This window comes from Pseudomonas sp. AC169 (genome assembly GCF_979258515.1).
Genome location: NZ_OZ409866.1, coordinates 2,277,453 through 2,303,533, shown reverse-complemented (window position 1 = coordinate 2,303,533; position 26,081 = coordinate 2,277,453). Strand labels below are relative to the sequence as shown.

The 26,081-nt window shown below is 59.9% G+C and carries 24 protein-coding genes; 12 read left to right on the top strand and 12 right to left on the bottom strand.

Features of this window, described 5'->3' with window-relative positions:
- Positions 1-169 precede the first annotated feature (169 nt).
- Positions 170-802: a homoserine/homoserine lactone efflux protein gene (gene rhtB / locus ACZZ0G_RS10525; RefSeq protein ID WP_463556100.1), complete on the top strand. Its 633-nt coding sequence runs from the start codon at positions 170-172 to the stop codon at positions 800-802.
- 115 nt (positions 803-917) lie between these two features.
- Here rhtB and ACZZ0G_RS10520 read toward each other — a convergent pair whose 3' ends face one another.
- From ACZZ0G_RS10520 to ACZZ0G_RS10500, 5 genes are all read right to left on the bottom strand, one after another.
- Positions 918-1,661 carry a penicillin-binding protein activator LpoB gene (locus tag ACZZ0G_RS10520; protein WP_463556099.1) on the bottom strand — a complete coding sequence of 248 codons (744 nt, stop codon included), beginning with the start codon at positions 1,659-1,661 and terminating at the stop codon, positions 918-920.
- A gap of 3 nt (positions 1,662-1,664) precedes the next feature.
- The gene (lpoB, locus tag ACZZ0G_RS10515) at positions 1,665-2,252 is read right to left on the bottom strand and encodes a penicillin-binding protein activator LpoB (protein ID WP_016772610.1); all 588 of its coding nucleotides are present in this window, start codon (positions 2,250-2,252) and stop codon (positions 1,665-1,667) included.
- Positions 2,253-2,288: 36 nt separating this feature from the next.
- A complete protein-coding gene (locus ACZZ0G_RS10510) occupies positions 2,289-2,663 on the bottom strand; it encodes a YcfL family putative periplasmic lipoprotein (RefSeq protein WP_007911131.1) in 375 nt (124 codons plus the stop codon).
- Between the two features lie 15 nt (positions 2,664-2,678).
- The gene (locus ACZZ0G_RS10505; RefSeq protein WP_463556098.1) at positions 2,679-4,073 is read right to left on the bottom strand and encodes a COG3014 family protein; all 1,395 of its coding nucleotides are present in this window, start codon (positions 4,071-4,073) and stop codon (positions 2,679-2,681) included.
- 207 nt (positions 4,074-4,280) lie between these two features.
- Positions 4,281-5,681, bottom strand: coding sequence for a COG3014 family protein (locus tag ACZZ0G_RS10500; RefSeq protein ID WP_463556097.1), 1,401 nt, complete (start codon positions 5,679-5,681; stop codon positions 4,281-4,283).
- 176 nt (positions 5,682-5,857) lie between these two features.
- Between ACZZ0G_RS10500 and ACZZ0G_RS10495 the strand changes: the two genes are divergently transcribed.
- Together ACZZ0G_RS10495 and ACZZ0G_RS10490 are read left to right on the top strand one after the other, a co-directional pair.
- Positions 5,858-7,753, top strand: a complete 1,896-nt coding sequence (locus ACZZ0G_RS10495; protein WP_463556096.1) for an FTR1 family protein — start codon at positions 5,858-5,860, stop codon at positions 7,751-7,753.
- A gap of 109 nt (positions 7,754-7,862) precedes the next feature.
- On the top strand, positions 7,863-8,318 hold the full coding sequence (locus tag ACZZ0G_RS10490) for a YaiI/YqxD family protein (RefSeq protein ID WP_007911138.1): 456 nt from the start codon (positions 7,863-7,865) through the stop codon (positions 8,316-8,318).
- A 130-nt stretch (positions 8,319-8,448) separates the two neighbouring features.
- Here the strand turns inward: ACZZ0G_RS10490 and elbB are convergent, their stop codons facing one another.
- Positions 8,449-9,117 carry an isoprenoid biosynthesis glyoxalase ElbB gene (gene elbB, locus ACZZ0G_RS10485; protein ID WP_463556095.1) on the bottom strand — a complete coding sequence of 223 codons (669 nt, stop codon included), beginning with the start codon at positions 9,115-9,117 and terminating at the stop codon, positions 8,449-8,451.
- 98 nt (positions 9,118-9,215) lie between these two features.
- On the opposite strand from elbB, the gene ACZZ0G_RS10480 reads away from it, so the two are divergent.
- Entirely contained in the window at positions 9,216-9,341 is a 126-nt protein-coding gene (locus ACZZ0G_RS10480) for a hypothetical protein (RefSeq protein WP_463556094.1), read from the top strand.
- 66 nt (positions 9,342-9,407) lie between these two features.
- Here ACZZ0G_RS10480 and ACZZ0G_RS10475 read toward each other — a convergent pair whose 3' ends face one another.
- A complete protein-coding gene (locus ACZZ0G_RS10475) occupies positions 9,408-10,058 on the bottom strand; it encodes a DedA family protein (protein ID WP_463556093.1) in 651 nt (216 codons plus the stop codon).
- 207 nt (positions 10,059-10,265) lie between these two features.
- Between ACZZ0G_RS10475 and hemB the strand changes: the two genes are divergently transcribed.
- Both hemB and ppk1 read left to right on the top strand, forming a co-directional pair.
- Entirely contained in the window at positions 10,266-11,279 is a 1,014-nt protein-coding gene (gene hemB / locus ACZZ0G_RS10470) for a porphobilinogen synthase (RefSeq protein WP_397484366.1), read from the top strand.
- An 18-nt stretch (positions 11,280-11,297) separates the two neighbouring features.
- Positions 11,298-13,523 (top strand): polyphosphate kinase 1, encoded by a 2,226-nt coding sequence (ppk1, locus tag ACZZ0G_RS10465; protein WP_016985903.1) that lies wholly within the window; start codon positions 11,298-11,300, stop codon positions 13,521-13,523.
- Positions 13,524-13,792: 269 nt separating this feature from the next.
- Here ppk1 and ppx read toward each other — a convergent pair whose 3' ends face one another.
- The 5 genes from ppx to ACZZ0G_RS10440 all read right to left on the bottom strand — a co-directional run bounded on the left by ppx (position 13,793) and on the right by ACZZ0G_RS10440 (position 18,375).
- A complete protein-coding gene (ppx, locus tag ACZZ0G_RS10460) occupies positions 13,793-15,295 on the bottom strand; it encodes an exopolyphosphatase (protein ID WP_122594582.1) in 1,503 nt (500 codons plus the stop codon).
- 233 nt (positions 15,296-15,528) lie between these two features.
- Positions 15,529-16,266, bottom strand: a complete 738-nt coding sequence (locus ACZZ0G_RS10455; RefSeq protein WP_105704635.1) for an amino acid ABC transporter ATP-binding protein — start codon at positions 16,264-16,266, stop codon at positions 15,529-15,531.
- Entirely contained in the window at positions 16,253-16,903 is a 651-nt protein-coding gene (locus tag ACZZ0G_RS10450; protein WP_463556092.1) for an amino acid ABC transporter permease, read from the bottom strand. Before ACZZ0G_RS10450 ends, ACZZ0G_RS10455 begins: the two co-directional genes overlap by 14 nt.
- Positions 16,900-17,568: an amino acid ABC transporter permease gene (locus tag ACZZ0G_RS10445; RefSeq protein WP_016985906.1), complete on the bottom strand. Its 669-nt coding sequence runs from the start codon at positions 17,566-17,568 to the stop codon at positions 16,900-16,902. The genes ACZZ0G_RS10450 and ACZZ0G_RS10445 overlap by 4 nt, the downstream gene beginning before the upstream one ends.
- Positions 17,569-17,589: 21 nt before the next feature.
- Positions 17,590-18,375: a transporter substrate-binding domain-containing protein gene (locus ACZZ0G_RS10440; protein ID WP_463556091.1), complete on the bottom strand. Its 786-nt coding sequence runs from the start codon at positions 18,373-18,375 to the stop codon at positions 17,590-17,592.
- 256 nt (positions 18,376-18,631) lie between these two features.
- Between ACZZ0G_RS10440 and ACZZ0G_RS10435 the strand changes: the two genes are divergently transcribed.
- The 6 genes from ACZZ0G_RS10435 (at position 18,632) to ACZZ0G_RS10410 (ending at position 25,914) form a co-directional block, all read left to right on the top strand.
- Positions 18,632-19,339 carry a FadR/GntR family transcriptional regulator gene (locus ACZZ0G_RS10435; RefSeq protein ID WP_463556090.1) on the top strand — a complete coding sequence of 236 codons (708 nt, stop codon included), beginning with the start codon at positions 18,632-18,634 and terminating at the stop codon, positions 19,337-19,339.
- 120 nt (positions 19,340-19,459) lie between these two features.
- The gene (gene trxA / locus ACZZ0G_RS10430) at positions 19,460-19,789 is read left to right on the top strand and encodes a thioredoxin TrxA (RefSeq protein WP_003206727.1); all 330 of its coding nucleotides are present in this window, start codon (positions 19,460-19,462) and stop codon (positions 19,787-19,789) included.
- Positions 19,790-20,039: 250 nt separating this feature from the next.
- Positions 20,040-21,299 carry a transcription termination factor Rho gene (gene rho / locus ACZZ0G_RS10425; protein ID WP_003229334.1) on the top strand — a complete coding sequence of 420 codons (1,260 nt, stop codon included), beginning with the start codon at positions 20,040-20,042 and terminating at the stop codon, positions 21,297-21,299.
- Between the two features lie 138 nt (positions 21,300-21,437).
- On the top strand, positions 21,438-23,399 hold the full coding sequence (locus tag ACZZ0G_RS10420; protein ID WP_463556089.1) for an acyltransferase family protein: 1,962 nt from the start codon (positions 21,438-21,440) through the stop codon (positions 23,397-23,399).
- 80 nt (positions 23,400-23,479) lie between these two features.
- Positions 23,480-24,946, top strand: coding sequence for a 4-hydroxy-3-polyprenylbenzoate decarboxylase (gene ubiD, locus ACZZ0G_RS10415; protein WP_077574985.1), 1,467 nt, complete (start codon positions 23,480-23,482; stop codon positions 24,944-24,946).
- Positions 24,946-25,914, top strand: a complete 969-nt coding sequence (locus tag ACZZ0G_RS10410; protein ID WP_016985911.1) for a CDP-6-deoxy-delta-3,4-glucoseen reductase — start codon at positions 24,946-24,948, stop codon at positions 25,912-25,914. The genes ubiD and ACZZ0G_RS10410 overlap by 1 nt, the downstream gene beginning before the upstream one ends.
- Positions 25,915-26,081 lie beyond the last annotated feature (167 nt).

Genomic DNA, 26,081 nt, shown 5'->3' with positions numbered 1-26,081 from the left:
CTTCGCGAGCAGGCTCGCTCCCACAATAGACCGCGATCAAATGTGGGAGCGAGCCTGCTCGCGAAGGGCCCCTCAGCAGCACCTGCAACATTCAGCAAAAAATCGGTAGTCATCCATTCAAACCCGCATTAGCTTAGGCATTTGTCACGAGCATGAGTCGAGGTGTGCGATGGAGCTTCAAACATGGCTGGCGTTTTTTGCCGCCTGCTGGGTGATCAGTCTGTCCCCGGGGGCTGGCGCCATTGCGTCGATGTCCAGCGGTCTGCAATACGGGTTCTGGCGTGGTTACTGGAACGCCCTAGGCCTGCAAATCGGTTTGGCCGTGCAGATCGCCATTGTCGGCGCCGGTGTTGGCGCGATCCTGACCGCTTCGGCCACGGCCTTTCACGCAATCAAATGGTTCGGTGTCGCTTATCTGGTGTATCTGGCCATCAAGCAATGGCGTGCGCTGCCCATGGACATGAGCGATGACGCGGCGGTGCGACCGATCGGCAAACCGCTGGCACTGGTGTTCCGTGGCTTTCTGGTGAACATCAGCAACCCCAAGGCCCTGGTCTTCATGCTGGCGGTGCTGCCGCAGTTCATCAACCCGCATGCGCCGCTGCTGATTCAGTATCTGGTGATTGGTGTGACGATGATCTGCGTCGACCTGATCGTCATGGCGGGCTACACCGGCCTGGCGTCGAAGGTGCTGCGGCTGTTGCGCACACCGCAGCAGCAGAAACGCATGAACCGCACGTTTGCCGGGTTGTTCATCGGCGCGGCGGCGTTTATGGCGACGTTGCGTAAAGCGGCGGTATAAACCTCGCGGGCATCAAAAAGGCGACCTTTGCAGGTCGCCTTTTTTTGTGGCTGGGACGCAGAGCGTCCCGGGATGCATTCCCATGCCGAGCATGGGAACGATCAGGGGCCAGTCATCAGCGCAGGATCACCGGCGCGGTATCACGCGGCAGATTGTTGCGCTGCGGTGCTTCCCGCGGCTGCTCGTAACCGCCGCCACCGAGCTGCATGCTCAGTTGCCCGGCCACGTCCTCACCCAGCGCCTTCGACACGTCACGCACCACCCGTGGGCGGTTCAGCGAGATCTTGATGTCGCGGTGGTTCACCAGTTTGGTGTCCTGTGCTTCGCCCATCGCCGTGAAGGCCGAGGTGATCTCGAAGGTCTTGGTGTTGATCAGGCTGAAGTCCGCCACCAACGTCAGGCCCAGGATTGCCGAATAGCTGTCGGTGTTCGCCAGTTCGTTGATGTCCTGAGTGAAGTCGATGTCCGACACGGTGCCGAACAGCACGTAGTCGGCGCCTTTGAAGTTGCCGGCCTTGATGCGCTTGATCACATCAAAGACGTCACCCTTGGACGACGCGGTGTACGGCGTGCCCTGCACCAGCTGGAACATGCCGGTACGCAGAATTTCACCCTTGATGTCGCCGGTGAATTTACGCAACTCGGTTTGTTCGATGTAGCTGGTCGTCGCTTCGATCTCGTTGTAGCTCGAAGAGCCGCTGGAGCTGTAGTAACCCTCGCGATGATTGCTCTGGGCCGAAACGATGTGGATGTATTGCTCCACACGTTCCTGATACGCCAGATCCGTCACTGCTACTTTCGGGGCCGCTTGCGCGCTGAACGCGCAAGCCAGGGCCATCATGCCAATCCATGCGCGCATTGATTAACGCTCCGTGGTTTTGCGGATCTCTTTTTCGTCCATCCACTCGGCCAGACCGCTTTCAACGTCGATCAGTTGCAGGCTGAATTTGTAGAAGACGTCCTTGTAGTCGCTGCTGCGCTTGACGATCGAGCTGATCGAACCTTCGATGCGGTACTTGGCGGCAACCATGTTGCCAGTTTTGGCCACGGTGCTCTTCTTGTACAGACCGCTCTGGTTTTGCAGCTTGAGCTGGTCAACCTGGCTCTGCATGGCGTTGTTGTCGCTGGCGAAGCGGGCAACACCGGTCTTCATCAGCTGAGTCTTGATGCTGGTGGTGATTTCGCGGGTATCGATGTACTCGCTGGTCTTGTTCTTCACGTCGTAGACCTGAACCACCGGACGACCCTGCAGGATGCCGGATTGGGCCAGCGAGCGGGTCATCGACTCGGCGATCATTTGCAGGTCGGTCGAACCGAATTCGTTGGTCACGGTTTCAACCGCTTTGGTGTCGCCGTAGCTGATGTTCTTGCTGCCCAGGGTCGGCGAAGTGTTGGCGCAACCGGAGGCCAGCAGGGCGATGACAGCGATGCAGGAAAAGCGTGCAAACATGGGGATGCTCTCTAAATCAGAAATAGGGTGGCAGGCTTACGGCGTCTTGATTTCCAGACGGAAGTCCACGGCTTTCGGGGTCGGGGCGATGCCTTGAATGAAGCTGGTCTGGGCGCCGTACATCATTTGGCTTTTCCACACTTCTTCTTCGGCAATCGGGAAGCCTTCCGCGCCAAGCCAGGCGAAGCGGTAGTAGAAAATCTTGTTGCTGTTGAGGGTGTTGCTCAACTGCACATTGACCGTCATGAAACCGTTTTCGCGAGCGACGCGCATGGCGCCGACGACGATGTGTTTCTGTGGACCCATGGCCACGACTTTGCTCGCGGCGCTGCCCGGCTCTGGTGGTGGCGGGGTGGCGCAGCCGCTCGCCAGCAGGGCGAGGGCGGCGACGGCGATGAGTTTGAAGCGCATGCAAAGACTCCGTTCTTAAGGTTGTTTGAGGCTGGCAACGTTGGTCGCAGCGGCACTCGGGATGACGTGTGCGGCGAGGCCACCGGCGAACACCTGGTTGCCTACGGCGCGCAGGGTGATCACTTGATAACGCTGATCGACAGTCACCTTGACCACCGAACCGCCTACAGCACTCGGCAGGGTAACCTGATGCTCACCCTTTTTCAGGCGCAGACGCACCACTTGGGTGTTGTCCGGCAGAGTACGCCACGTACGGGTATCGGCACCTTCGAGCACAGCTGAAGAAATACCGACGGCCAGACCGGCAAGCGGGTTGGTTTCGTTGATCTTTTTCTGCGCCACGCCTTTGGTGATCGCGCGCACGGTGGTGCGCAGGATGATCCCCGGCATGTCATCACGCAGGGCGCGGCGGGACATCGCTGTGGTGCTGTTGAGTGCGGTCAGTTCGACTTGCTGACCATCGACACCAATCTGCGCGAACGACGCGGTGGAGGTGTCCGGTTTGATGATCGGGAACGACAGCGGCGTGATCACCACATTGTTGGAGATCGGCAATGGCAGCGGCACGCGGATCGAGTCTCGCGAAGGCGCCAGACCGCTTTGCACCACGATCAGAATATCGCTGTCGTCGGACTTGCCCGGTTTGTCGAGATTGACCAGCGCCTGTTCCAGCAGCGGCGTGTTCGGGCGCAGTTCGGCAGCCTTGCGGTAGCCCGGTGCAGCCAGACCTTTCTCGCCCAGGGCTTCATAGACGAAACCTGACAGGTAATGGCTGAACGCACTTTGATAACTGTTCTTCAGACCGACCACTTCCGGTGCGTCGAGGCTGGCGACCGGATAACCCTGCAAGTCTTTGTACTGCGTCTTGACGCCTTCTTTCTCGGCCTCTTCTTCGCTCTTGAGGTATTCCTTGTCACGCAACTCGGCGATCACCGCTTCGCGTTCGTGAGTCTTCTTGATCGCGGTACGCGCACCGTCGAAGTCATTGACCGCCAGCAGGTTCAGGGCCATCTGCGTAGTCAACATGACTTTTTCGTAGTCGTAGCCTTCGTAGCGACGCACCTTGTCGTTGACGATGAAGCTGCCGAACTGAGCCAGGTACTTACCGGTGTCGAGCTTGACCGAGTCTTCCCACTGACCGACCACCACATCGGCGCTGTTCCAGGCATTCTGGCTGCCGGACAGGTCGCCCTTGGCGCGCAGCAACTCACCTTTCTCGAAGTAATAGAGCAGGTCTTTGTCTGGGCCGGTGTTGTTCTTTTCCAGCAGGGTCAGCGCGGCGTCGACGTTGCCGGTGGCCAGTTGCTGATTGGTCTGGGCCAGTTCGGAGTCGTAGTTGCGAAATGCCGAACAGCCGGACAGCAGAGTGACGGCGCTGAGCGCGATCAGAGTGGGGGCGCGGAATGCCATGGGGGTACTTCTTCCCTGGAGTAATACAGCCGCGGGTGCTGGTCGGGCTGGTGTGACCCATCGACAGTGGCGTTGGCCTCCTGCCAATTCCTCATGACCTGAGGAGCTTTAATGCCCGGTCGCAATAACGCGGGCGCGGCATTATAAGCAGGCGCTGATGGCTATGTAATAGCTTTTTAATTGCACTGGTTAGTTAGGTGCCATTACTTACTTCAGGTTCGACACCGCGTTACCGGCCGGCGTCCCACTGGGTTGAAATGCGCTGCCATGGGCAAATACCCGATCACCCAAGGCACGCAGGCCGATGACCTGGCGGTTCTGATCGATGCGGATTTTCAAGGGCACAGCCCCGGGCGCGTTGGGCAGGCTGATCAGGTGCTCACCTTTTTTCAAGCGCAGGCGGACAACCTGGGTGAGGTTGGGCAAGGTGCGCCAAGTCCGTGTGTCGGCCTGCTCGAAACTGTCCCAGTGCGTGACGTAGGAGGCTTTGCTCGGATCGCGTCGATTGTCCGTAGCCTGGACATCGGCGGCCAGAAATGCCCGATAGGTCGTACGCTGGATAATGCCCGGCATGTCGTCACGCAGGGTGCGCAAGGACATGTCGGTAATGCTGTTGAGCGCAATCAGGTTTTTCTGACGACCATCGATGCTCAGGTGGTTGAATGAAGGCGTCGAGGTGTCGGGCACCATGACGGGGAACGAGACATTAGCGACGATGACCTGACCGTCCGCAAGTTTCACCGGGTAGGGCACACGCACGGAACTGCGGGCCGGCGCCAGGCCGCTCTGCACGATGATCAGCACATCGCTTTCGTCTGTCTTCAGGCCAGGGTTGTCGAGGTCGCGCAATGCTTGCTGGAAAAACGCCATGTCCGGACGCAGTTCAATCGCTTGACGGTAACCGGGTGCTGCCAGATCTTTTTCACCAAGCGCTTCGTAGGTGAACCCGGCGAGATAGTGGCTGAACGCGCTTTGGTAGCCGTTTTTCAAGGCAATGACGGCGGGGGATTCCAGCATGACCACCGGGTAGCCTTGCAGATCCTTGTAATGAACGCGGGCACCGTTGGCCTTGGCCGCCTCTTCAACGCGCTCGTATTCCAGTTCCCGTTGTCGGGCGATCAACGCTTCGCGCTCGTGGGTTTTCTTGATGTCGGCACGGGCGCCGTCAAAATCGTTCTTGGCCAGTTGGTTGAGGGCCATTTGCGTGGTCAGCATGACTTTTTCGTAGTCGTAGCCATCGTAGCGGCGCAGCTTGTCATTGATGATGCTGCCCCAGTGATTGCCCATGGCGGCGAGCAACTTGTCACCGGTGGTTTCGATGGTGTCCTGGCGCTCGATGATCATCTGCTCAGCGCTGCGCCAGGTGATCTGGCTCTGCGCAAACTCGCCGCCAGCACTCAGTACGGCGCCCTTTTCGAAATAGTAGAGCAGGTCTTTTTCCGCGGCCGGATTGTTTGCTTCGATCACGGACAGGGCGCTGTCGATGTTGCCGGCCTTGAACTGGTCGGTGGTCTGTTGCAGTTCCATATCGTAATTGCGATACGCACCGCAGCCGCTCAGTTGCACAACGGCGGCGATCAACAGAAGCAAGTGCAAGCGATTGCGCATGAAAGGGGTTCATCCTTGAGCGGGTTCGCGCAGTATAGGGTGCAATAGTGGCTAAGTGATGTGTCGTTTGTATGCCGATGAATCGCGTCATGTGTGGCGCTACGTCGACAAAGCTTGAGGGAAACGCGTTCGAAGTGAACAATATGTAACTCCGTATTTCCCCTTGAGACTCCTTCATGACTGCCTCGTCCCGATTTCTGGCCTGGCTGGTGTTTCCGTTGTGCGCCCTGAGCAGCTTCAATCTGCTGGCCGACACCGTGGAAGGCGCGCCGCAAGCGCTGCACCTGCTCGATTACATCAGCGCGGATTACCCGCCGACGGTGGCGGCGGGCAACGTCGTCGATGACGCCGAATATCGCGAGCAGCTGGAATTCAGCCAAGCGCTGCAAGGCTTGATCGCCGGCATGCCGGCCAAGCCTGAAAAAGCTGCGTTGGAGCAAGGTGTCAGCGCATTGCAGGCAGCGATTACTGCGAAGCAGGAGGGAGCTGAAGTCGCCCGGCAGGCGCGGCAATTGGGTGCACAACTGGCGGTGGCGTATGAAGTCAGCCAGGCACCGATCATCACCCCCGACCCTACCCGAGGCGCCCCACTCTATGCGCAGAACTGCTCGGTGTGCCACGGCGACAGCGGCGCCGGTGACGGCCCGGCGGGGCTCGGCATGACCCCGGCACCGGCCAATCTGCGGGATGCGGCGCGGTTGGATCACTTGAGCCTTTATGCGATCTACAACACCCTCGGGCAGGGCGTTGAAGGCACCGACATGCCGGCGTTTGCCGATCAGCTCGATGATCGTCAGCGTTGGGATCTGGCGACATACATCGCCGGCTTCAGCGCCGATGCGGCGGCGGCCAAGTCCGGGAAAACCTACAACATTGCCGATCTGGCCCGTCAGACTCCGGCCGAGGTACAGGCCGCCGATGGTCCGCAAGCCGCAGCGACGTTTCGTGCGCAACGCGCGCAGCCGCCGCAGGTCAAGCGTGGCCCGGCGCAGTTGCTCGACTACACCGCCGCAACGCTGGACAAGAGCCTTGCCGCCTACCGCGCCGGTGAACACGACCAGGCATACGACCTGTCGGTCGCGGCCTATCTGGAAGGCTTCGAGCTGGTCGAGAGCTCGCTGGATAACGTCGACGCCAATGTGCGCAAGGACACTGAAAAGTCCTTGATGGCCTATCGGCAATCGTTGCAGGACGGCTTGCCGGTCGAGCAGGCCGAGCAACGTCTGGACGCGGCCAAGGCCAAACTGAAGGAATCCGCCGGGTTGCTCGGCAGCGACGGCCTGAGCTGGTCGCTGAGCTACATTTCCGGCCTGCTGATTCTGCTGCGCGAAGGTCTGGAAGCGATTCTGGTGCTGGCGGCGATCCTCGCTTTCCTGCGCAACACCGGCCAGCAATCGGCGGTGCGCAGCGTCAACGTCGGCTGGGGCCTGGCGCTGCTGGCCGGCCTCGGCACATGGGCGTTGGCGGCGTACGTCATCGATGTCAGCGGCTCGCAGCGTGAATTGCTTGAAGGCGCGACGGCGCTGTTTGCCAGTGTCATGGTCTTGTGGCTCGGCGTGTGGATGCACGACCGCCGGCATGCTGCGGCCTGGCAGGATTACATCAAGAGCAGTCTGGTCGGCGGCGGCGGGCGTTTCGGCTTCGCAATACTGGCTTTCTTCTCGGTGTACCGCGAGTTGTTCGAAGTGATCCTGTTTTACGAAACCCTGTGGCTGCAGGCCGGCCCGGCCGGACATGACGCGGTGCTTGCCGGCGGCGCGACGGCGCTGGTGCTGCTGGTCGGTCTTGCGTGGGTGATCCTGCGCGGTTCGGCGAAACTGCCGCTGACGCTGTTCTTCAGCATCAACGCGGCACTGTTGTGCGCGTTGTCGGTGGTGTTCGCCGGGCACGGCGTGAAGGCGTTGCAGGAAGCCGGGATCTTCGGCACTCGGCCGGTGGCGTTCTTTGAATTCGACTGGCTGGGGATTCATGCCGATGCGTATTCGTTGACGGCGCAGGCGGTGGCGATTCTGGCGATTGTGGTGTTGTATGGGCGCAGTTGGGTGGCAGAGAAGCGGCGGGTAGTCGCCTAGAAAGCATTCGCTGGTGCTCACATTCGCGAGCAGGCTCGCTCTCACAGGGTTTACGCGTAACCTGTGGGAGTGAGTTTGCTCGCGAAGTGCTTTTTGAGAGGTAAAGAAAATGCGTGTATGGATCGATGCCGACGCCTGCCCACGGGCGGCGAAGGATCTGGTGGTGAAGTTCGCCCTCAAGCGTCAGTTCGAAGTGGTGCTGGTGGCCGGGCAGCCGCAGATCAAACCGGGGCTGGCCATCGTTAAACTGATCGTGGTGCCGAGCGGCCCGGATGCGGCAGACGATTATCTGGTCGAGCACGCGGTCCCGGGTGAGCTGGTGATTTGCAGCGATATTCCACTGGCCGATCGCTTGGTGAAGAAGGGCGTCGCAGCGCTGGATCCGCGCGGCAAGGAGTTCGATGCGCAGAACATGGGTGAGCGGTTGGCGGTACGTAATCTGTTCACTGACCTGCGTGAACAAGGCCAGATGAGCGGTGGACCGGCGCCGTTCGGTGATCGCGAGAAGCAAGCGTTTGCCAATGCGCTGGACCGGATCCTCACCCGACTCACTCGCAAGCCGTAAGCCCTACACAAATCCCCTGTGGGAGCGAGCTTGCTCGCGAAAGCGTCAGGTCTGGCAATACGATGTTGCATGACCGACCGCATTCGCGAGCAAGCTCGCTCCCACATTTTGTTTTGCGTGCGTTCAGGGATCAGGCGTCGTTTTCGTGAGTCAGCTCGAGCACGCGGTCGACCAGTTTGTTGATCCCCGACGCCGCCTCACTGATGTTCTGCGCCAGCATGTAAGCCGGGGTCGTCACCAGTTTGCGCGCCTTGTCTTCAATGATCTCCGTCACCGCACATTCTTCGTGGGTCGCGCCCATCTTGTTCATCGCTGTGGCCGTGTCGGCGTCGTTGCCGATGGTGCAGGTCACGCCCGGGCCATAGATCTTCGCGGCCAATGCCGGCGAGATGCACATCAGACCGACGGGTTTGCCCGCTTCGGCAAACGCCTCGGCCAAGGCCAGCACCTCTGGCTGCACAGTGCAGCCAGCGCCTTCGACGGCAAAGTTCGAGAGGTTCTTCGCCGCACCAAAACCGCCTGGCACGATCAGCGCGTCGAAGTCGTCGACGTCGGCCTCGCGGATGTCCTTGATGTTGCCGCGGGCAATGCGCGCCGATTCCACCAGCACGTTGCGCGACTCAGGCATTTCTTCGCCGGTCAGGTGGTTGATCACGTGCAATTGCGCGATGTTCGGGGCGAAGCACTGCACCTGAGCGCCACGTTGGTCGAGACGCAGCAGGGTGATGACGCTCTCATGGATCTCGGCGCCGTCGTACACGCCACTGCCGGACAGGATCACTGCAACTTTTTTGCTCATGGGTTTCTCTCCAGATTCATGGCGCTAAATGTCCACTAAATTGTCGCGCGTTGCCATAGGCTCAAGTGGTGGCTGCACCTGCATGGAACGCTTTCTACATGGATCGCAACAACGGCGGGGTGTTCATTATTTGCGGCGGCCTGCTGCGTAACGTACGGGAGATTTTTGGCGTGATAACGCCGCTGGCGAACTTGAATGCGCCAGAGCAGCGAGGACAAAAGTGACGTATCTGACTGAAAGGGACGGTCAGCCCGCTGAGTGCCGGCGGGCTGTAGCAAGTCGCCAGCGAGTTATTCGGCTGGCGTTTTCGGTTCGGCAGGCTTGGACTCTTCGGCTTGATTCAGCAGTGCAGCTTTCGCGGCTTGCTCGTCGGCGTAGACCTGCCTGGCGAGACGGGCATTCTTGAAGCGGCGGCGCAGCCACAGGCCGACGCCAAGAATCAGCAGCGCGCCCAGTACCCACAACTCGTATTTCTTGATGCTGCCGAGCATGCCTTCCAGCACCGCACCGAAGTGGTAAGCGGCGGCAGCCAGTGCGGTTGCCCAGATCGCTGCACCGATGCCGTTGAGCAGCAGATAACGTCCCGGCGGATAACCCGACAGGCCGATCGCCACCGGCATCACTGTGCGCAAGCCATAAACGAAGCGGAAGCTCAGCACCCAGATGTCCGGATGCTTGCGAATGTGTTCCAGCGCGCGGTCGCCCATCATTTGCCAGCGCGGCTTGCGCGCGAGCAATTTGCGTCCGTGCTTGCGCCCCATGAAGTACCACAGCTGATCACCGGCATAGCTGCCGAAGAACGCCACCACTACCACCAGGTTAATGTCCATGTATCCACGGAACGCGAGGAAGCCTGCGAGCACCAGGATGGTTTCGCCTTCGAAGAACGTGCCGAGAAACAAGGCAAAGTAGCCAAAGTCATGCAGAAATTGTTGGAGCATTGTCTGGGTGCTGGCGAAATGAACGCGCAGCCTAACCCTTCGGACACATTCATGAAAGTGTCCAAATGTGTCTCGACGTGAACAATTCCTACACTGACAATGGAATGCGGCTACATGTCACGGGGCACACATAACTGTCATCTGTTCGTCATAATGGCCGTCTATAACTGTCACGCTCGCCCGTTTGCGCGGGCTCAGGAGTCCGCCGTGAGCTTTACCCCAGCCAATCGTTTGTTCCCCGCCACTCGCCTGCGTCGCAACCGTCGTGATGATTTTTCGCGTCGGCTGGTGCGGGAAAATGTGCTGACGGTCGATGACCTGATCCTGCCGGTGTTCGTGCTCGACGGGGAAAACCGCCGCGAAGCGGTGGCCTCGATGCCTGGGGTAGAGCGGCTGACTATCGATTTGCTGCTCGAAGAAGCGGCGAAATGGGTTGAGCTGGGGATTCCCGCGCTGGCGCTGTTCCCGGTCACTCCATCCGAACTGAAATCCCTCGACGCCGCTGAAGCCTGGAACCCCGAAGGCATCGCTCAGCGCGCCACCCGTGCCCTGCGTGAGCGTTTCCCGGAACTGGGGGTGATCACCGACGTCGCGCTTGATCCGTTCACCACCCACGGCCAGGACGGCATCCTCGACGAAGCAGGCTACGTGCAGAACGACATCACTGTCGACGCACTGGTCCGTCAGGCGCTGTCCCATGCCGAAGCCGGTGCGCAGGTGGTGGCGCCATCGGACATGATGGACGGTCGTATTCAGGCGATCCGCGAAGCGCTGGAAATTGCCGGCCACGTCAATGTGCGGATCATGGCTTATTCCGCCAAGTACGCCAGCGCCTATTACGGCCCGTTCCGCGATGCCGTCGGCTCGGCGTCGAACCTCGGCAAGGCCAACAAGGCCTCCTATCAGATGGATCCGGCCAATAGCGACGAAGCGCTGCACGAAGTCGGTGCGGACTTGTCTGAAGGCGCGGACATGGTCATGGTCAAACCGGGCATGCCGTATCTGGACATTCTTTTCCGGGTAAAAGATGCCTTCAAAGTGCCGACCTTCGTCTATCAGGTTAGCGGCGAATACGCCATGCACATGGCGGCAATCCAGAATGGCTGGTTGAGCGAGGCGGTGATTCTCGAATCACTGACCGCCTTTAAACGTGCCGGCGCTGATGGCATCCTGACTTACTTTGCTGTCCGCGCCGCTCAATTGTTACGAGAGCAGAAATAGCCCTCCCAGGAACATTCAATGAATACCGAAGGACTCACGGAAGTTGCAGTAAAAGAAGCTCAACCGGTGGTCGAGCAAATCACCGAGACCCCGCCGGAACTGGAGCCTGCGCCACCCGCGCCGGCGGCCGAACCTGCGGCGGCGGTGCCGGCGATTGCCATTCCTGGTCTGGATGACAGCAGCCTGTACATCCACCGCGAGCTCTCGCAACTGCAATTCAATATCCGCGTGCTGGAACAGGCGCTGGACGAGTCCTATCCGTTGCTGGAACGCTTGAAGTTCCTGCTGATCTTCTCCAGCAACCTCGACGAATTCTTTGAGATCCGTGTCGCTGGCCTGAAAAAACAGATCACCTTCGCCCGTGAGCAGGCCGGTGCCGATGGCTTGCAACCGCATCAGGCGCTGGCTCGCATCAGCGAGCTGGTCCACGGTCACGTTGATCGTCAGTACGCGATCCTCAACGACATTCTGCTGCCGGAGCTGGAAAAGCATCAGGTGCGCTTCATCCGTCGCCGCAACTGGACGGTCAAGCTCAAGACCTGGGTGCGCCGCTATTTCCGCGACGAGATCGCCCCGATCATCACCCCGATCGGCCTCGACCCGACGCACCCGTTCCCGTTGCTGGTGAACAAGAGCCTGAACTTCATCGTTGAGCTGGAAGGTATCGACGCCTTCGGTCGCGACTCCGGTCTGGCGATCATCCCGGCACCGCGTTTGTTGCCACGGATCATCAAGGTGCCGGAAGAAGTCGGCGGCCCCGGCGACAACTATGTGTTCCTGTCGTCGATGATCCATGCCCACGCCGATGACCTGTTCCAGGGCATGAAGGTGAAGGGCTGTTACCAGTTCCGTCTGACCCGAAACGCCGACCTCGCGCTCGATTCCGAAGACGTCGAAGACCTGGCCCGCGCGCTGCGTGGCGAGTTGTTTTCGCGTCGTTACGGCGATGCGGTGCGTCTGGAAGTTGCCGACACTTGCCCGAAACACCTCTCGGACTACTTGCTCAAGCAATTCAACCTGAGCGAGAGCGAGCTGTATCAGGTCAACGGCCCGGTCAACCTGACTCGGCTGTTCAGCATCACCGGTCTGGACAGCCATCCGGAGCTGCAATACACGCCGTTCACCCCGCAGATCCCGAAACTGCTGCAGAACAGCGAGAACATTTTCAGTGTGGTCAGCAAGCAGGACATCCTCTTGCTGCACCCGTTCGAGTCGTTTACCCCGGTGGTCGACCTGCTGCGTCAGGCCGCCAAAGACCCGCACGTTCTCGCTGTGCGCCAGACCCTATACCGCTCCGGCGCCAACTCCGAGATCGTTGATGCGCTGGTCGATGCCGCGCGTAACGGTAAGGAAGTGACGGCGGTCATCGAGCTGCGTGCGCGCTTCGACGAAGAATCCAACCTGCAACTCGCCAGCCGTCTGCAAGCGGCCGGTGCGGTGGTGATCTACGGTGTGGTCGGCTTCAAGACCCACGCCAAGATGATGCTGATTCTGCGTCGTGAGGCCGGCGAGATCGTCCGTTACGCGCACCTCGGCACGGGTAACTACCACGCCGGTAACGCCAAGCTGTACACCGACTACAGCCTGCTGACCTCCGATGACGCCTTGTGCGAAGACGTCGGCAAACTGTTCAGCCAGTTGATCGGCATGGGTAAAACCCTGCGCATGAAAAAGCTGCTGCATGCGCCGTTCACCCTGAAGAAGGGCATGCTCGACATGATTGCCCGCGAGACCCAGTTCGCCGTCGAAGGCAAACCGGCGCACATCATTGCCAAGTTCAACTCGCTGACCGATCCGAAGATCATCCGCGCGCTGTACAAGGCCAGCCAGTCGGGCGTGCGCATCGACTTGGTGGTACGCGGCATGTGCTGCCTGCGTCCGGGGATTGCCGGGGTTTCGCACAACATTCATGTGCGCTCGATCATCGGCCGCTTCCTTGAACACACGCGTGTTTTCTACTTCCTTAATGGCGGCGACGAGCAGATGTTCCTCTCCAGCGCCGACTGGATGGAGCGCAACCTCGACAAGCGTGTCGAGACTTGCTTCCCGGTGGAAGGCAAGAAACTGCTGACCCGGGTGAAAAAAGAGCTGGAGTTGTACCTGACCGACAACACCCACAGCTGGAGCTTGCAGTCGGATGGCCGTTACATCCGCAACACGCCGACGGGTAACCAGAACCCGCGGAGTGCGCAGGCGACGTTGCTGGAGCGGTTGGGCAGCCCGATTTTGCCGGTGAGCAGTTGAGGCCTTGAAGGTCAAAAGCCCCTCACCCTAACCCTCTCCCAGAGGGAGAGGGGACTGACCGGGTTGGATGTGCGAGTTACGCCGACCTGAACTACCGAGTCGAACTCAGGTTTTGAACAGCATGCGGTCGGCTCCCTTCCCCCCTCGCCCCCTTGGGGGAGAGGGCTGGGGTGAGGGGGATCGATCCAAAGCGCACCACTAAATCCAGCCGTACAGCCAATAAAAAAGGCGATCCAGAAGGATCGCCTTTTTTGCACCTGAGATTTAACTCAGTGAACCGTGAGCACAATCCCCACCCGCGTCAGCCAATCCGCCTCAAGCCCGAAATCCGCCTGAGTCAGCTGATTCTCATCCAGCCAGTTCTCCGGGAACTCCACATCCAGGGTGTTGCCCTTCGCATGCAACACCACCTGCGGCATCGCCTGGGTGCCACGAATGTGGTGGAACAGGATCGCAAAGCGCAGTAGCACGCACAGACGAATCAGCTTGTCACCGTCGTCACCGAAATCGGCAAATTTATCCTTGGGAATATTGCGGCGGTGGCCACGCACCAGCAGGGCGAGCATTTGCTGATCTTCGCGGGAGAAGCCAGCGAGGTCCGAGTGCTCGATCAAATAAGCGCCGTGTTTGTGGTAGTGATAGTGCGCAATGTCGAGGCCGACTTCGTGCACTTTCGCCGCCCAGCCAAGGAGTTCGCGCCAGATACCGTCATCCAGCTCCCAGTCCACCGCGACCTGATCGAACGCGTGCAGGGCTTTGCGTTCAACCCGTGCCGCTTGTTGCAGATCGACGTGGTAGCGCTCCATCAGCGAGGTCAGGGTGCGTTCACGCACGTCTTCGTGGTGATGACGACCGAGCAGGTCGTAGAGCACGCCTTCACGCAGTGCGCCGTCGCAGTGGTCCATGCGTTGCAGTTCGAGGGCGTCGAAAATCGCTTCGAGAATCGCCAGGCCCGCCGGGAAGATTGTCCGGCGATCAGGCTTGATGCCTTCGAAATCAATCTTGTCGACATCGCCGAGCTTGAACAGGCGCCGCTTGAGCCACGCGAGGCCTTCGGCATTCACTTCGCCAGTGCCGTGACCGCCAGCCTTCAATGCCAGGCCGATGGCGCGAATGGTACCCGAGGAGCCGATGGCTTCATCCCAGGTCAGACGGTGCAGGGCGTGTTCGATGCTCATGATCTCCAGCCGCGCCGCCGTGTACGCCTGGGCGTAGCGGGCCGGGGTGATCTTGCCGTCCTTGAAGTAGCGCTGGGTGAAGCTGACGCAGCCCATTTGCAGGCTTTCGCGCAGCAGTGGTTCGAAACGCTGGCCGATGATGAACTCGGTACTGCCGCCGCCGATATCGGCGACCAGACGTTTGCCCGGGGTGTCGGCGAGGGTGTGCGACACGCCGAGGTAAATCAGGCGCGCTTCTTCACGGCCGGAGATGACTTCCACCGGATGGCCGAGGATTTCTTCGGCGCGGTGGATGAATTCGAGGCGGTTGCGCGCTTCACGCAGGGCGTTGGTGCCGACGATGCGCACGGCGCCCAGCGGCATACCGTTGATCAGTTGGGCAAAGCGCTTGAGGCAATCGAGGCCGCGCTGCATCGATTCTTCGTTGAGCTTGCGCTCATCGTCGATGCCGGCAGCCAGTTGAACCTTCTCGCCGAGCCGCTCGAGAATGCGGATTTCGCCGTTCTGGGCCTTGGCCACGACCATGTGAAAGCTGTTGGAGCCCAGGTCGATTGCGGCGATCAGGGACAGATTCTTGGCTTGGGATTGCGGCATGGTCAGGGGGTCTCGGTCGATAACCTTGACATCGTGCCACGATCAAACGCTGGCGCCAACGCGCATGGTTCAAACCGTTGATTCAGCGCAGAAAGTCTTGAGGCCGCAGCCTGATCGTTCCCACGCTCTGCGTGGGAATGCCTCACCGGACGCTCTGCGTCCGCTTTTGGGACGCGGAGCGTCCCTGGCTGCATTCCCACGCGGAGCGTGGGAACGATCAGGATGAGGCAGATTCAGGCTGTCGCTTCGACGGTGCCAATAAAATTCGCCAGTTCCGCCGTCTGCGGATTGGCAAACAACACCTTCGGATCCCCCACCTCATGCACCTTGCCATGGTGCATGAACACCAATTTGTCGCCCACCTCGCGGGCAAAACGCATTTCATGGGTGACCATGATCAGCGTCATGCCTTCCCTGGCCAGTTGCCGCACCACGCTGAGCACTTCATTGACCAGCTCCGGGTCGAGCGCCGAGGTGATCTCATCGCACAGCAACACTTTCGGCGACATCGCCAATGCCCGGGCAATCGCCACGCGCTGTTGCTGACCACCGGACAACCGATCCGGAAACGCGTCAAACTTTTCCCCAAGGCCCACGCGTTCCAGCATCTCGCGCGCCAGTTCCGCTGCCTTGGCTTTCGGTACTTTCTGCACCACTTGCGGCGCGAGCATGACGTTTTCGCCGACGGTCAGGTGCGGGAACAGGTTGAACTGCTGAAACACCATGCCGACTTTCTGCCGCAAGCTGCGCAGATCCGCGCGGGCGGCATCAAGGTATTCGCCATCGACCTCGATCACGCCGTCATTGATCGATTCCAGACCATTAAGCGTGCGCAGCAGGGTGGATTTGCCCGAGCCGCTGCGGCCGATGATCGCCACCACCTGGCCCTCCTCGACACTGAGGTCGATGCCTTTGAGCACGTGGTGATCGCCGTAGTATTTATGCAGGGCGGAAATTCTAAGCAGAGGCATGCAGTCTCCTTTCCAGGTAGCGCGCACTGAGGGACAAGGGGTAGCAGAGCAGGAAGTAGCCGAGGGCGACGAGGCCGTAGACCATGAACGGTTCAAACGTGGCGTTGGCGAGCATGCCGCCGGTCTTGGTCAGTTCGGTGAAACCGATGATCGAGGTGACGGCGGTGCCTTTGACCACTTGCACCGAAAAACCCACGGTCGGCGCCACGGCAATGCGCAGCGCCTGCGGCAGGATCACATAGCGCAGTTGCTCCAGCGGATTGAGCGCCAGACTCGCCGAGGCTTCCCACTGGCCATTCGGGATCGACTCGACGCAACCGCGCCAGATCTCCGCCAGATAAGCGCTGGTAAACAGTGTCAGGGCAATCGCTGCGGCCATCCACGGCGAGATTTCGATCCCGGCCAAGGCCACGCCGAAGAACACCAGAAACAGCTGCATCAGCAGCGGCGTGCCCTGAAACAGCTCGATCCACGTACGAGCAATGCTGCTCGACACAGAGTTTTTTGAAATGCGCATGATCAGAATCAGCAGCCCGACGATCCCGCCGCCGATAAACGCCACCAGCGACAACGCCAGCGTCCATTGCAGGCCGACCAGCAGGTTGCGCAGGATGTCCCAGAAGGTGAAATCGCTCATGCGCGGCTCCTACTGATATAGCGGCGGCCGATCCAGTTCAGTAACTGGCGAATCAGCAGCGCCATGCACAGGTAGATCAGCGTGGTCAGGGCATAGGTTTCAAAGGCGCGGAAGTTGCGCGACTGAATGAAGTTGGCGGCGAAGCTCAGCTCTTCGGTGGCGATCTGCGAGCACACCGCAGAGCCGAGCATGACGATGATGATCTGGCTGCTCAGCGCCGGCCAGACCTTGCCCAGCGCTGGCAGCAGCACCACGTGGCGGAACGCTTCGAAGCGCGTCATCGCCAGCGCCGCTGCGGCTTCCAGCTGCCCGCGCGGAATCGCCTGAATGCCCGCACGGATAATCTCGGTCGAATAGGCGCCGAGGTTGATCACCATCGCCAGCACCGCCGCTTGCCACTCGGAAATCTGCACGCCCAGCGACGGCAAACCGAAGAAGATGAAAAACAACTGCACCAGAAACGGCGTGTTGCGGATCAACTCGACGTAGACGCCGAAAATTGCCGAGAACGGGCGGATGTTCCACGCCCGCACCAACGCCCCGACAATCCCGACGCTTACCCCAAGCAACGCGCCGATGGCCGTCAGCTCAAGGGTGAACAGCGCCCCGCGCAGCAACAGGTCGGTGTTTTCCACCACCGGCATGAAATCGAACTGATAAGCCATGAAGGTCTCCCGCGCAGTCGATCAGAGATCGGCCGGCAGCGGCTCTTTCAGCCAGGTCTGCGAATTCTTTTCCAGCGCGCCGTCAGCCTTTGCGGTGGTCAGGATGTCGTTGACCTTGGCCAGCAGCGCCGCTTCGTTCTTGTTCACGCCGACGTAGACTGGCGAATCCTTGAGCTTCACTTTCAGCGCTGGCACGCGTTTCGGGTTCTTTTCGCTGATCGCGACCATCACCACGTTGCCGCTGGCGATCAGGTCAACTTGCCCGGCGAGGTAGGCGGCGATGGTCGAGTTGTTGTCTTCGAAGCGCTTGATGGTCACGCCTTCGGGGGCGACCTTGGTCAGTTCGATGTCTTCGATGGCGCCACGGGTGACGCTGATGGTTTTGCCCTTGAGATCATCGAGGCTGGCAATGGCGGCATCTGGCGGGCCGAACACGGCGAGGTAGAACGGCGCGTAAGCCCGGGAGAAGTCGATGACTTTCTCCCGTTCGGGGTTTTTGCCGAGGCTGGAGATCACCAGATCGACTTTGCCGGTGGTCAGGAACGGGATGCGGTTGGTGCTGTTGACCGGGGTCAGTTCGAGTTTGACCTTGAGCTGATCGGCCAGCAGTTTCGCGGTATCGATGTCCAGACCGCGCGGCTTCATGTCCGGGCCGACCGAACCGAAGGGCGGGAAGTCCTGAGGCACGGCGACTTTCAGGGTGCCGCGTTTGACCACGTCGTCGAGACCGTCGGCGTGAGCGGGAGCCTGGCTGAGCAATAGAGTGGAAAACAGAGCGGCGAGGAGGGCGCTGTAACGCTTGGTCATGGACAATCTCCGGATCGGCGAGAAGTGGTTTCTGCGATCGGACAGAGCATGGGCCGTGCCAATACGCGGATTTCGTTCCGGCAGGCCGCAGTTTCAGCGGCTTTGTTCGGTCTTACTGGTCTGAACAGTCAGGTTGTTTTTCGCACTGCTATCGCGCACCGGCCTCAGTCACCGAACCCCGCTGGGGCACGACTTGCCGGACTCGGCGAATAGCTTTACAACTAGCCGCACATTGGCCTGGCGCGTCTGAAAAACCATGAATTCGATTTCCCGTGCGGTACCCGAAGTGGCGCTGCAAGCAATCCGCAAACTGATCACCGAACAAGGTTTCGGCGCGGGCGATGCCTTGCCGTCACAACGGGATCTGGCGCTGCAACTGGGCGTCAGTCGGGCGTCGTTGCGTGAGGCGTTGTCGTCGCTGAGTGCGCTGGGCGTGGTCAGTATTCAACCGGGCAAAGGCGTGTTCGTGCAGTCGCCAGTGGCGTTGTCGTCCCGCGAAAGCACACCCGGTTGGGCGTTCGCGGCGCAGGCGTCACCGCTGGACATCTTTCAATTGCGCTATGCGCTGGAAGGCTTTGCCGCAGGGCTGGCGGCAGTGACGTTAAGCACATTCGATCTGGATGCGCTGGAAGACAACGTTGCAGCAATGCGCGATCAGTTGAAGGCCGGCGACTTCGAAGCGGCGGCGAAACTGGACTTCGAATTTCACCGACGCATCCTGCTGGCCAGCGGCAATCAGGCGATGCTGAGCATTCTCACTGCCAGCGCCGAAATTTTTCTCGAGAGCCAGAAACTACCGTTCATCCGCGCCGAACGCGCCATGGAAACCTGGCAGGAACACCGCAAGATTCTCCGGGCCCTTGCGCGCCGGGCCTCGGGTGCAGCGCAAAAAGCCATGCAGGAGCACGTGCGCAACGCCGCCCTGCGCACTGGAATTTCCTTCATCGCCCCCGCCACCGCTTGACTTGAGCTATACCCAAACTCATCGAGTGCCATAGCAAGACTCAATCAACTGCGGCTTCCTGAACAGGGGAAGGGCGGCTATGATGGGCCACGTTTTTTTGCTTACAACCTGGAGAATTCCATGAGCAGCGATCTTATCAAACACGTTAGCGACGCTAGCTTCGAAGCCGACGTACTCAAGGCCGAAGGCGCTGTCCTGGTCGATTACTGGGCTGAATGGTGCGGTCCTTGCAAAATGATCGCTCCGGTTCTGGACGAGATTGCCGAGACTTACAAAGGCAAGCTGACCGTTGCCAAACTGAACATCGACGAGAACCAGGAAACTCCGGCCAAGCACGGCGTGCGTGGTATCCCGACGCTGATGCTGTTCAAGAACGGCAACGTTGAAGCGACCAAAGTCGGCGCCCTGTCGAAGTCGCAACTGGCGGCTTTCCTCGACGCCAACATCTAAGCGTCGCTGTAAAGTGCCTGAAAAAAAGCCCCGCAAATTAGCGGGGCTTTTTGCGTATTCAGGGCTAGACGCTCCGAAACTCAGGTGGTACATTCGGCCCCGCACTGGTTTCTCCATTGCCCCCTGCTAGCCGTCGCCGACGCACTCCTTTTCGAATTAGTTCGCGATCCTGTCGCCTTCTCCGCGGCGCGGCCTCATTAAGCCAAAAGCTTAATTTCCCCCCCTCCATAAATGATTACGTCATTCCTATATGAATCTGACTGAACTCAAGCAAAAGCCGATTACCGAACTGCTCGAATTGGCCGAACAGATGGGCATAGAAAATATGGCCCGTTCGCGCAAGCAGGACGTGATTTTCTCCCTGCTGAAAAAGCACGCGAAAAGCGGCGAGGAAATCTCCGGTGATGGCGTGCTGGAGATTCTCCAGGACGGCTTCGGCTTCCTGCGCTCCGCTGACGCTTCCTACCTGGCCGGCCCGGACGATATCTACGTCTCGCCAAGCCAGATCCGCCGCTTCAACTTGCGCACCGGTGACACCATCGTTGGCAAGATCCGCCCTCCGAAGGAAGGCGAGCGGTATTTCGCCCTGCTCAAGGTCGACACGATCAACTTCGATCGTCCCGAGAACGCGAAAAACAAGATTCTCTTCGAGAACCTGACCCCGCTGTTCCCGACCGTGCGCATGAAGATGGAAGCCGGTAACGGTTCCACCGAAGACTTGACCGGTCGTGTGATCGACCTGTGCGCTCCGATCGGCAAAGGCCAGCGTGGTCTGATCGTCGCACCGCCGAAAGCCGGTAAAACGATCATGCTGCAGAACATCGCAGCGAACATCGCCCGTAACAACCCTGAAGTTCATCTGATCGTGCTGCTGATCGACGAGCGTCCGGAAGAAGTGACCGAAATGCAGCGCACCGTGCGCGGCGAAGTGGTTGCCTCGACCTTCGACGAGCCGCCGACCCGTCACGTCCAGGTGGCAGAAATGGTGATCGAGAAGGCCAAGCGCCTGGTCGAGCACAAGAAAGACGTGGTGATCCTGCTCGACTCCATCACCCGTCTGGCCCGTGCCTACAACACCGTGATCCCGAGCTCCGGCAAGGTATTGACCGGTGGTGTCGATGCCCACGCCCTCGAGAAGCCGAAACGCTTCTTCGGTGCTGCACGTAACATCGAAGAAGGCGGCTCGCTGACCATTATCGCCACCGCGCTGGTTGAAACCGGCTCGAAGATGGATGAAGTGATCTACGAAGAGTTCAAGGGTACCGGCAACATGGAACTGCCTCTGGATCGCAAGATCGCCGAGAAGCGCGTGTTCCCGGCCATCAACATCAACCGCTCCGGCACCCGCCGCGAAGAGTTGCTGACTGCCGACGACGAACTGCAGCGTATGTGGATCCTGCGCAAGCTGCTGCACCCGATGGACGAAGTGGCTGCCATCGAGTTCCTGGTCGACAAGCTGAAGACGACCAAGACCAACGACGAGTTCTTCTTGTCGATGAAGCGCAAGTAATACGAAAGCTGTTTGAAAAAAGCGTCCGAAAGGGCGCTTTTTTTTGCCTTGGATTATTTGTATCTGGATTGAAGTTTGCGCGGCTGATAACTTCGCGCCTTCAAGGGATTTTGTATCCAGAACAGGTAAGGTTTTTTCATGCACACGTTTGGCAATCGCCGTGATATCGACGGATTACGGGCACTGGCGGTTATTCCCGTCGTACTGTTTCATTTCGGATTCACTACATTCAGCGGCGGTTTTGTCGGCGTTGATGTGTTCTTCGTCATTTCCGGCTTTCTGATCACCTCGATCCTGTTCCGCGAAATCAGCGCCCAGCGCTTCAGTTTCCTCGATTTCTGGGGGCGTCGTGCCCGGCGCATCCTGCCGGCATTGACCGTCGTCGTGTTGGTAACGCTGGCGTTGGGCTGGCTGTTACTGACGGCCAAAGACCTGTCTGAGCTTGGGCGCACCATTCGTTACCAGTCCCTGTTCATTTCCAACATTCTGTTCATGCGCGAAGACGGCTACTTCCAGCCCGCCTCGGAACTCAAGCCGTTGCTGCACACCTGGTCACTGGCGGTGGAGGAGCAGTACTACATCTTCTTCCCGTTGATGATGGTGTTGCTGATGCGTTATGTCCGTCATTGGCGCTGGATGTTGTTCGCTGTGCTGCTGGTGTCGTTCGGTTTGAACATTGTTTACATCGAGCGCCGACCGGAGTTTGCGTTTTTCGCCCTGCCGACCCGCGCCTGGGAGTTGCTCTGTGGAGCGATGCTGGCGGTCATGCCGGTGCCCAAGCATGTCGCGCGGCCATGGCTGCGGCAGTCTGTCGGCCTCGCCGGGCTGGCGGCGGTGCTGGTGGCGGTGTTTGCCTTCGACAAAACCACAGTGTTCCCGGGCTGGGCAGCGCTGTTGCCGGTATTGGGCACGACGGCGCTGATATGGTCAGGCGCCCAGGGCGCGACGTGGGCCGGCCGGCTGTTGAGTATGCGGGTGATGGTCTGGATCGGCTTACTGTCCTACTCGTTTTATCTGTGGCATTGGCCGGTCTACGTGTATGCCAACGCGATTTCCATCGACGGCATCCAGCCGCTGGAGGCCGTGGGCTGGATAGCCCTCGCGTTGGTCCTGGCCTGGCTGAGCCTGCGCTATATCGAACTGCCATTCCGTGAAAAGCGTGTATTCGCCAGCCGCAACTCGGTGTTGGTCGGCGGTTTGGTGTCGATCACCGTGCTGGCAATCACCGGCTCGTTGATTCGCTCGGCGGACGGCATACCGCAGCGTCTGACCGGCAAGGCGCTGGAATATGCGCAATCGCGGGAGTGGAACGCCGGGCAGTCGAAGTGCATGCATCTGAGCACGGACAAGGCGCTGACCAAATCCTGCCTTGTGGGTGGCGATCAGCATATTGCGGCGACAAAAATGTTCTGGGGCGACAGTCACGCCGCTGCATTGTTGCCGGCCATCGAAGGCAATACCGGGCGCAACGTGCAGCCGGTGTGGTTGTACAGCTTGACCGGGTGCCCGCCGATCATCGATGACCACTTGCGCCCCCAGTGCAAAGACTTCAACCAGCGCAACATGGACCGCGTCACGAGTCTGGGGATCAAGGACGTGGTGCTGGCGGCGAACTGGAGTCTGTACGTTTATGGTCGTGAAGACGGCGATGGCGATCTGCAGTTCCTGCTCGATCGCAAGGACAACCCACGCCAGGCAGAACAGCGCATGGCCGCCGCCCTCAAGGCGCAAGTGGCCAAGCTGCGTGAAGCGGGTGTGCAAGTCTGGCTGTTCAAGGAAGTGCCGCTGCAACACAAGAGCTTCATCGACCGTCTGACCAGTCTGGCGCGCATTGGCCGTTCGGCAGAAGGTCTCGGTCGCCCGCTCAGCGAACACTTGGCTCGCCAGCAGTTTTTCACGTCGTTGTTTGGCTCGATGAGCGCCGCTGATGCCGGCATTCATGTCATCGATCCGACGCCGCTGATGTGCAAGGACGGCCTGTGCGCCATCGATGTCGACGGCCACTCGCAGTACAAGGATGCCGATCATCTTTCGGACGTTGGCAGCGCCAGACTGAGCCCGTTGTTTGCGCCGTTGATGCTGGGCACCAGCGACAATTGATTGATGCCAGGCTCTGACGGGCTGCTGTTTGCCCGTCAGAGCAGGTAGGATGTACGCCTATTTTGAGGGTGCCATCGTCAATGAAATTCAAGGATCTTCGGGATTTCGTGCAGCAGCTTGAGCAGCGCGGAGAGTTGAAACGCATCCAGATTCCCGTCTCGCCGGTGCTGGAGATGACTGAGGTGTGCGACCGCACGCTGCGGGCCAAGGGCCCGGCGCTGTTGTTCGAAAAGCCGACCGGCTACGACATCCCGGTGCTCGGTAACCTGTTCGGTACTCCCGAGCGGGTGGCCATGGGCATGGGCGCCGAGTCGGTCAGCGAGCTGCGCGAAATCGGCAAGCTGCTGGCCTTCCTCAAGGAACCGGAGCCGCCGAAGGGCTTGAAAGACGCATGGTCGAAGCTGCCGATCTTCCGCAAGATCATCTCGATGGCGCCGAAAGTCGTCAAAGACGCGGTGTGCCAGGAAGTGGTCATCGAAGGCGACGACGTCGATCTGGCGATGCTGCCGGTGCAGACCTGCTGGCCTGGCGACGTCGGTCCGCTGATCACTTGGGGCCTGACCGTCACCAAAGGCCCGAACAAGGATCGTCAAAACCTCGGTATCTACCGTCAGCAAGTGATCGGCCGCAACAAGGTGATCATGCGCTGGCTCAGCCACCGTGGCGGCGCCCTGGATTATCGCGAGTGGTGCGAAAAGCATCCGGGCCAGCCGTTCCCGGTGTCCGTGGCCCTTGGCGCGGATCCGGCGACCATCCTTGGCGCCGTGACGCCAGTGCCGGACAGTCTTTCCGAATACGCTTTCGCAGGGCTCCTGCGCGGTAATCGCACCGAGCTGGTGAAGTGCCGTGGCAACGACCTGCAAGTGCCGGCCACTGCCGAAATCATCCTCGAAGGCGTGATCCATCCCGGCGAAATGGCCGATGAGGGCCCGTACGGCGACCACACCGGTTACTACAACGAAGTCGACAGCTTCCCGGTGTTCACCGTCGAGCGCATCACCCACCGGATCAAACCGATCTACCACAGCACCTACACTGGCCGTCCGCCGGATGAGCCGGCGATTCTCGGCGTGGCGCTGAACGAAGTGTTCGTGCCGATTCTGCAGAAGCAGTTCCCGGAGATCACCGACTTCTACCTGCCGCCGGAAGGCTGTTCGTACCGCATGGCCATCGTGACCATGAAGAAGTCGTATCCGGGGCATGCCAAGCGCGTGATGCTCGGTGTCTGGTCGTTTTTGCGACAGTTCATGTACACCAAGTTCGTTATCGTCACCGATGACGATATCAACGCCCGCGACTGGAACGACGTGATCTGGGCCATCACCACGCGCATGGACCCCAAGCGCGACACGGTGATGATCGACAACACGCCGATCGACTACCTCGACTTCGCCTCGCCGATCTCCGGCCTGGGTTCGAAAATGGGCCTTGATGCCACCCACAAGTGGCCGGGCGAAACCACTCGCGAGTGGGGCCGCGTGATCGTCAAGGACGACGCCGTCACCCAACGGATCGATGCCATCTGGAATCAGTTAGGAATAGATTGATGCGTGTAACCCTGCAGCCCTCCGGAGCAGTGCTCGAGATACAGCCCGGTGAGCGGATTCTCGATGGTGCGCGGCGCCTGGGCTACGAATGCCCGCAAAGCTGCCGCAACGGCAATTGTCACGTGTGTGCGGCGCTGCTGGTGGAAGGCCGCGTTGCGCAGGACGGCAAGGTGCACGACCACGGCGAGTTCTACACTTGCATAGCCGAGCCGCTGGAAGACTGCATCCTGCTGTGGGATGGCGTGCTCGCGCTGGGAGAACTGCCGGTGCGCAGCCTGTCCTGTCAGGTCATCGAATGCCGCGATGTCGGCGGCGACACCTGGCGCGTGCGTCTGCGTGCGCCGGCCGGCAAGCCACCGCGTTACCACGCCGGGCAGTACTTGATGATCGAACGCGAGAACGGCGAAAAATCGGCGTTCTCCATGGCCTCGGCACCCCACGGCGGACGCGATCTGGAAATCCATGTGCTGGCGCGCGAAGCCAGTGCACTGAGTCTGATCGAGCAGCTGCAACGCAACGCGATGGTGCGTGTCGAGCTGCCGTTTGGCGATACGCATCTGGCCGAGTTGCCTGACGGGCCGCTGGTGCTGGTCGCCGCCGGCACCGGCATGGGCCAGATTCACGCGCTGATCGAACACTGCCGCGCCAATGGCTTCAAACACCCGGTGCATCTGTACTGGGGCGTGCGTCGTCCGGAGGATTTCTATGAGATCGAGCACTGGGACGAATGGCTGAAGTTGCCCAACCTGTTCCTGCACAAAGTCGTCAGCGATCAATGCGGCTGGGAAGGGCGCTGCGGCATGCTGCACGAGGCAGTCTGTGAAGACTTCCCGGATCTGAAACCGCTGCACGTCTACGCCAGCGGCTCGCCGGCCATGGTCTACGGCACGCTCGACGCCTTGGTCGAAGCCGGGATGGACGCCCATCAAATGCGCGCGGACGTGTTCGCTTACGCTCCCCGCTCCTGAATCCGTTATAACTCTCTATATAGCCGATCGGTATTTATGTAATTGCATAAATACCGCTAGGTTATATATCAATCAGGCAATCAATTAAGAACTGTGCCATGGCACTCAAATTGCCTTAAAACATATGTGCCTTATTGTTACAGCGGTGCGTTCTATTAAGTAATTCT

Excerpts from the sequence above, each read along its gene's own strand:
- ACZZ0G_RS10420 (WP_463556089.1), top strand. The coding sequence starts at position 21,438 with ATGCACACGTTTGGCAATCGCCGTGATATCGACGGATTACGGGCACTG.
- ACZZ0G_RS10500 (WP_463556097.1), bottom strand. The coding sequence starts at position 5,681 with ATGCGCAATCGCTTGCACTTGCTTCTGTTGATCGCCGCCGTTGTGCAA.
- ACZZ0G_RS10445 (WP_016985906.1), bottom strand. The coding sequence starts at position 17,568 with ATGGCTTATCAGTTCGATTTCATGCCGGTGGTGGAAAACACCGACCTG.
- ACZZ0G_RS10495 (WP_463556096.1), top strand. The coding sequence starts at position 5,858 with ATGACTGCCTCGTCCCGATTTCTGGCCTGGCTGGTGTTTCCGTTGTGC.
- rhtB (WP_463556100.1), top strand. The coding sequence starts at position 170 with ATGGAGCTTCAAACATGGCTGGCGTTTTTTGCCGCCTGCTGGGTGATC.
- trxA (WP_003206727.1), top strand. The coding sequence starts at position 19,460 with ATGAGCAGCGATCTTATCAAACACGTTAGCGACGCTAGCTTCGAAGCC.
- ACZZ0G_RS10450 (WP_463556092.1), bottom strand. The coding sequence starts at position 16,903 with ATGAGCGATTTCACCTTCTGGGACATCCTGCGCAACCTGCTGGTCGGC.
- ppk1 (WP_016985903.1), top strand. The coding sequence starts at position 11,298 with ATGAATACCGAAGGACTCACGGAAGTTGCAGTAAAAGAAGCTCAACCG.
- ubiD (WP_077574985.1), top strand. The coding sequence starts at position 23,480 with ATGAAATTCAAGGATCTTCGGGATTTCGTGCAGCAGCTTGAGCAGCGC.
- ACZZ0G_RS10490 (WP_007911138.1), top strand. The coding sequence starts at position 7,863 with ATGCGTGTATGGATCGATGCCGACGCCTGCCCACGGGCGGCGAAGGAT.
- ACZZ0G_RS10440 (WP_463556091.1), bottom strand. The coding sequence starts at position 18,375 with ATGACCAAGCGTTACAGCGCCCTCCTCGCCGCTCTGTTTTCCACTCTA.
- ACZZ0G_RS10435 (WP_463556090.1), top strand. The coding sequence starts at position 18,632 with ATGAATTCGATTTCCCGTGCGGTACCCGAAGTGGCGCTGCAAGCAATC.
- lpoB (WP_016772610.1), bottom strand. The coding sequence starts at position 2,252 with ATGTTTGCACGCTTTTCCTGCATCGCTGTCATCGCCCTGCTGGCCTCC.
- rho (WP_003229334.1), top strand. The coding sequence starts at position 20,040 with ATGAATCTGACTGAACTCAAGCAAAAGCCGATTACCGAACTGCTCGAA.
- ppx (WP_122594582.1), bottom strand. The coding sequence starts at position 15,295 with ATGCCGCAATCCCAAGCCAAGAATCTGTCCCTGATCGCCGCAATCGAC.
- ACZZ0G_RS10505 (WP_463556098.1), bottom strand. The coding sequence starts at position 4,073 with ATGGCATTCCGCGCCCCCACTCTGATCGCGCTCAGCGCCGTCACTCTG.
- ACZZ0G_RS10410 (WP_016985911.1), top strand. The coding sequence starts at position 24,946 with ATGCGTGTAACCCTGCAGCCCTCCGGAGCAGTGCTCGAGATACAGCCC.
- ACZZ0G_RS10520 (WP_463556099.1), bottom strand. The coding sequence starts at position 1,661 with ATGCGCGCATGGATTGGCATGATGGCCCTGGCTTGCGCGTTCAGCGCG.
- elbB (WP_463556095.1), bottom strand. The coding sequence starts at position 9,117 with ATGAGCAAAAAAGTTGCAGTGATCCTGTCCGGCAGTGGCGTGTACGAC.
- ACZZ0G_RS10510 (WP_007911131.1), bottom strand. The coding sequence starts at position 2,663 with ATGCGCTTCAAACTCATCGCCGTCGCCGCCCTCGCCCTGCTGGCGAGC.
- ACZZ0G_RS10480 (WP_463556094.1), top strand. The coding sequence starts at position 9,216 with ATGGATCGCAACAACGGCGGGGTGTTCATTATTTGCGGCGGCCTGCTG.
- ACZZ0G_RS10455 (WP_105704635.1), bottom strand. The coding sequence starts at position 16,266 with ATGCCTCTGCTTAGAATTTCCGCCCTGCATAAATACTACGGCGATCAC.
- ACZZ0G_RS10475 (WP_463556093.1), bottom strand. The coding sequence starts at position 10,058 with ATGCTCCAACAATTTCTGCATGACTTTGGCTACTTTGCCTTGTTTCTC.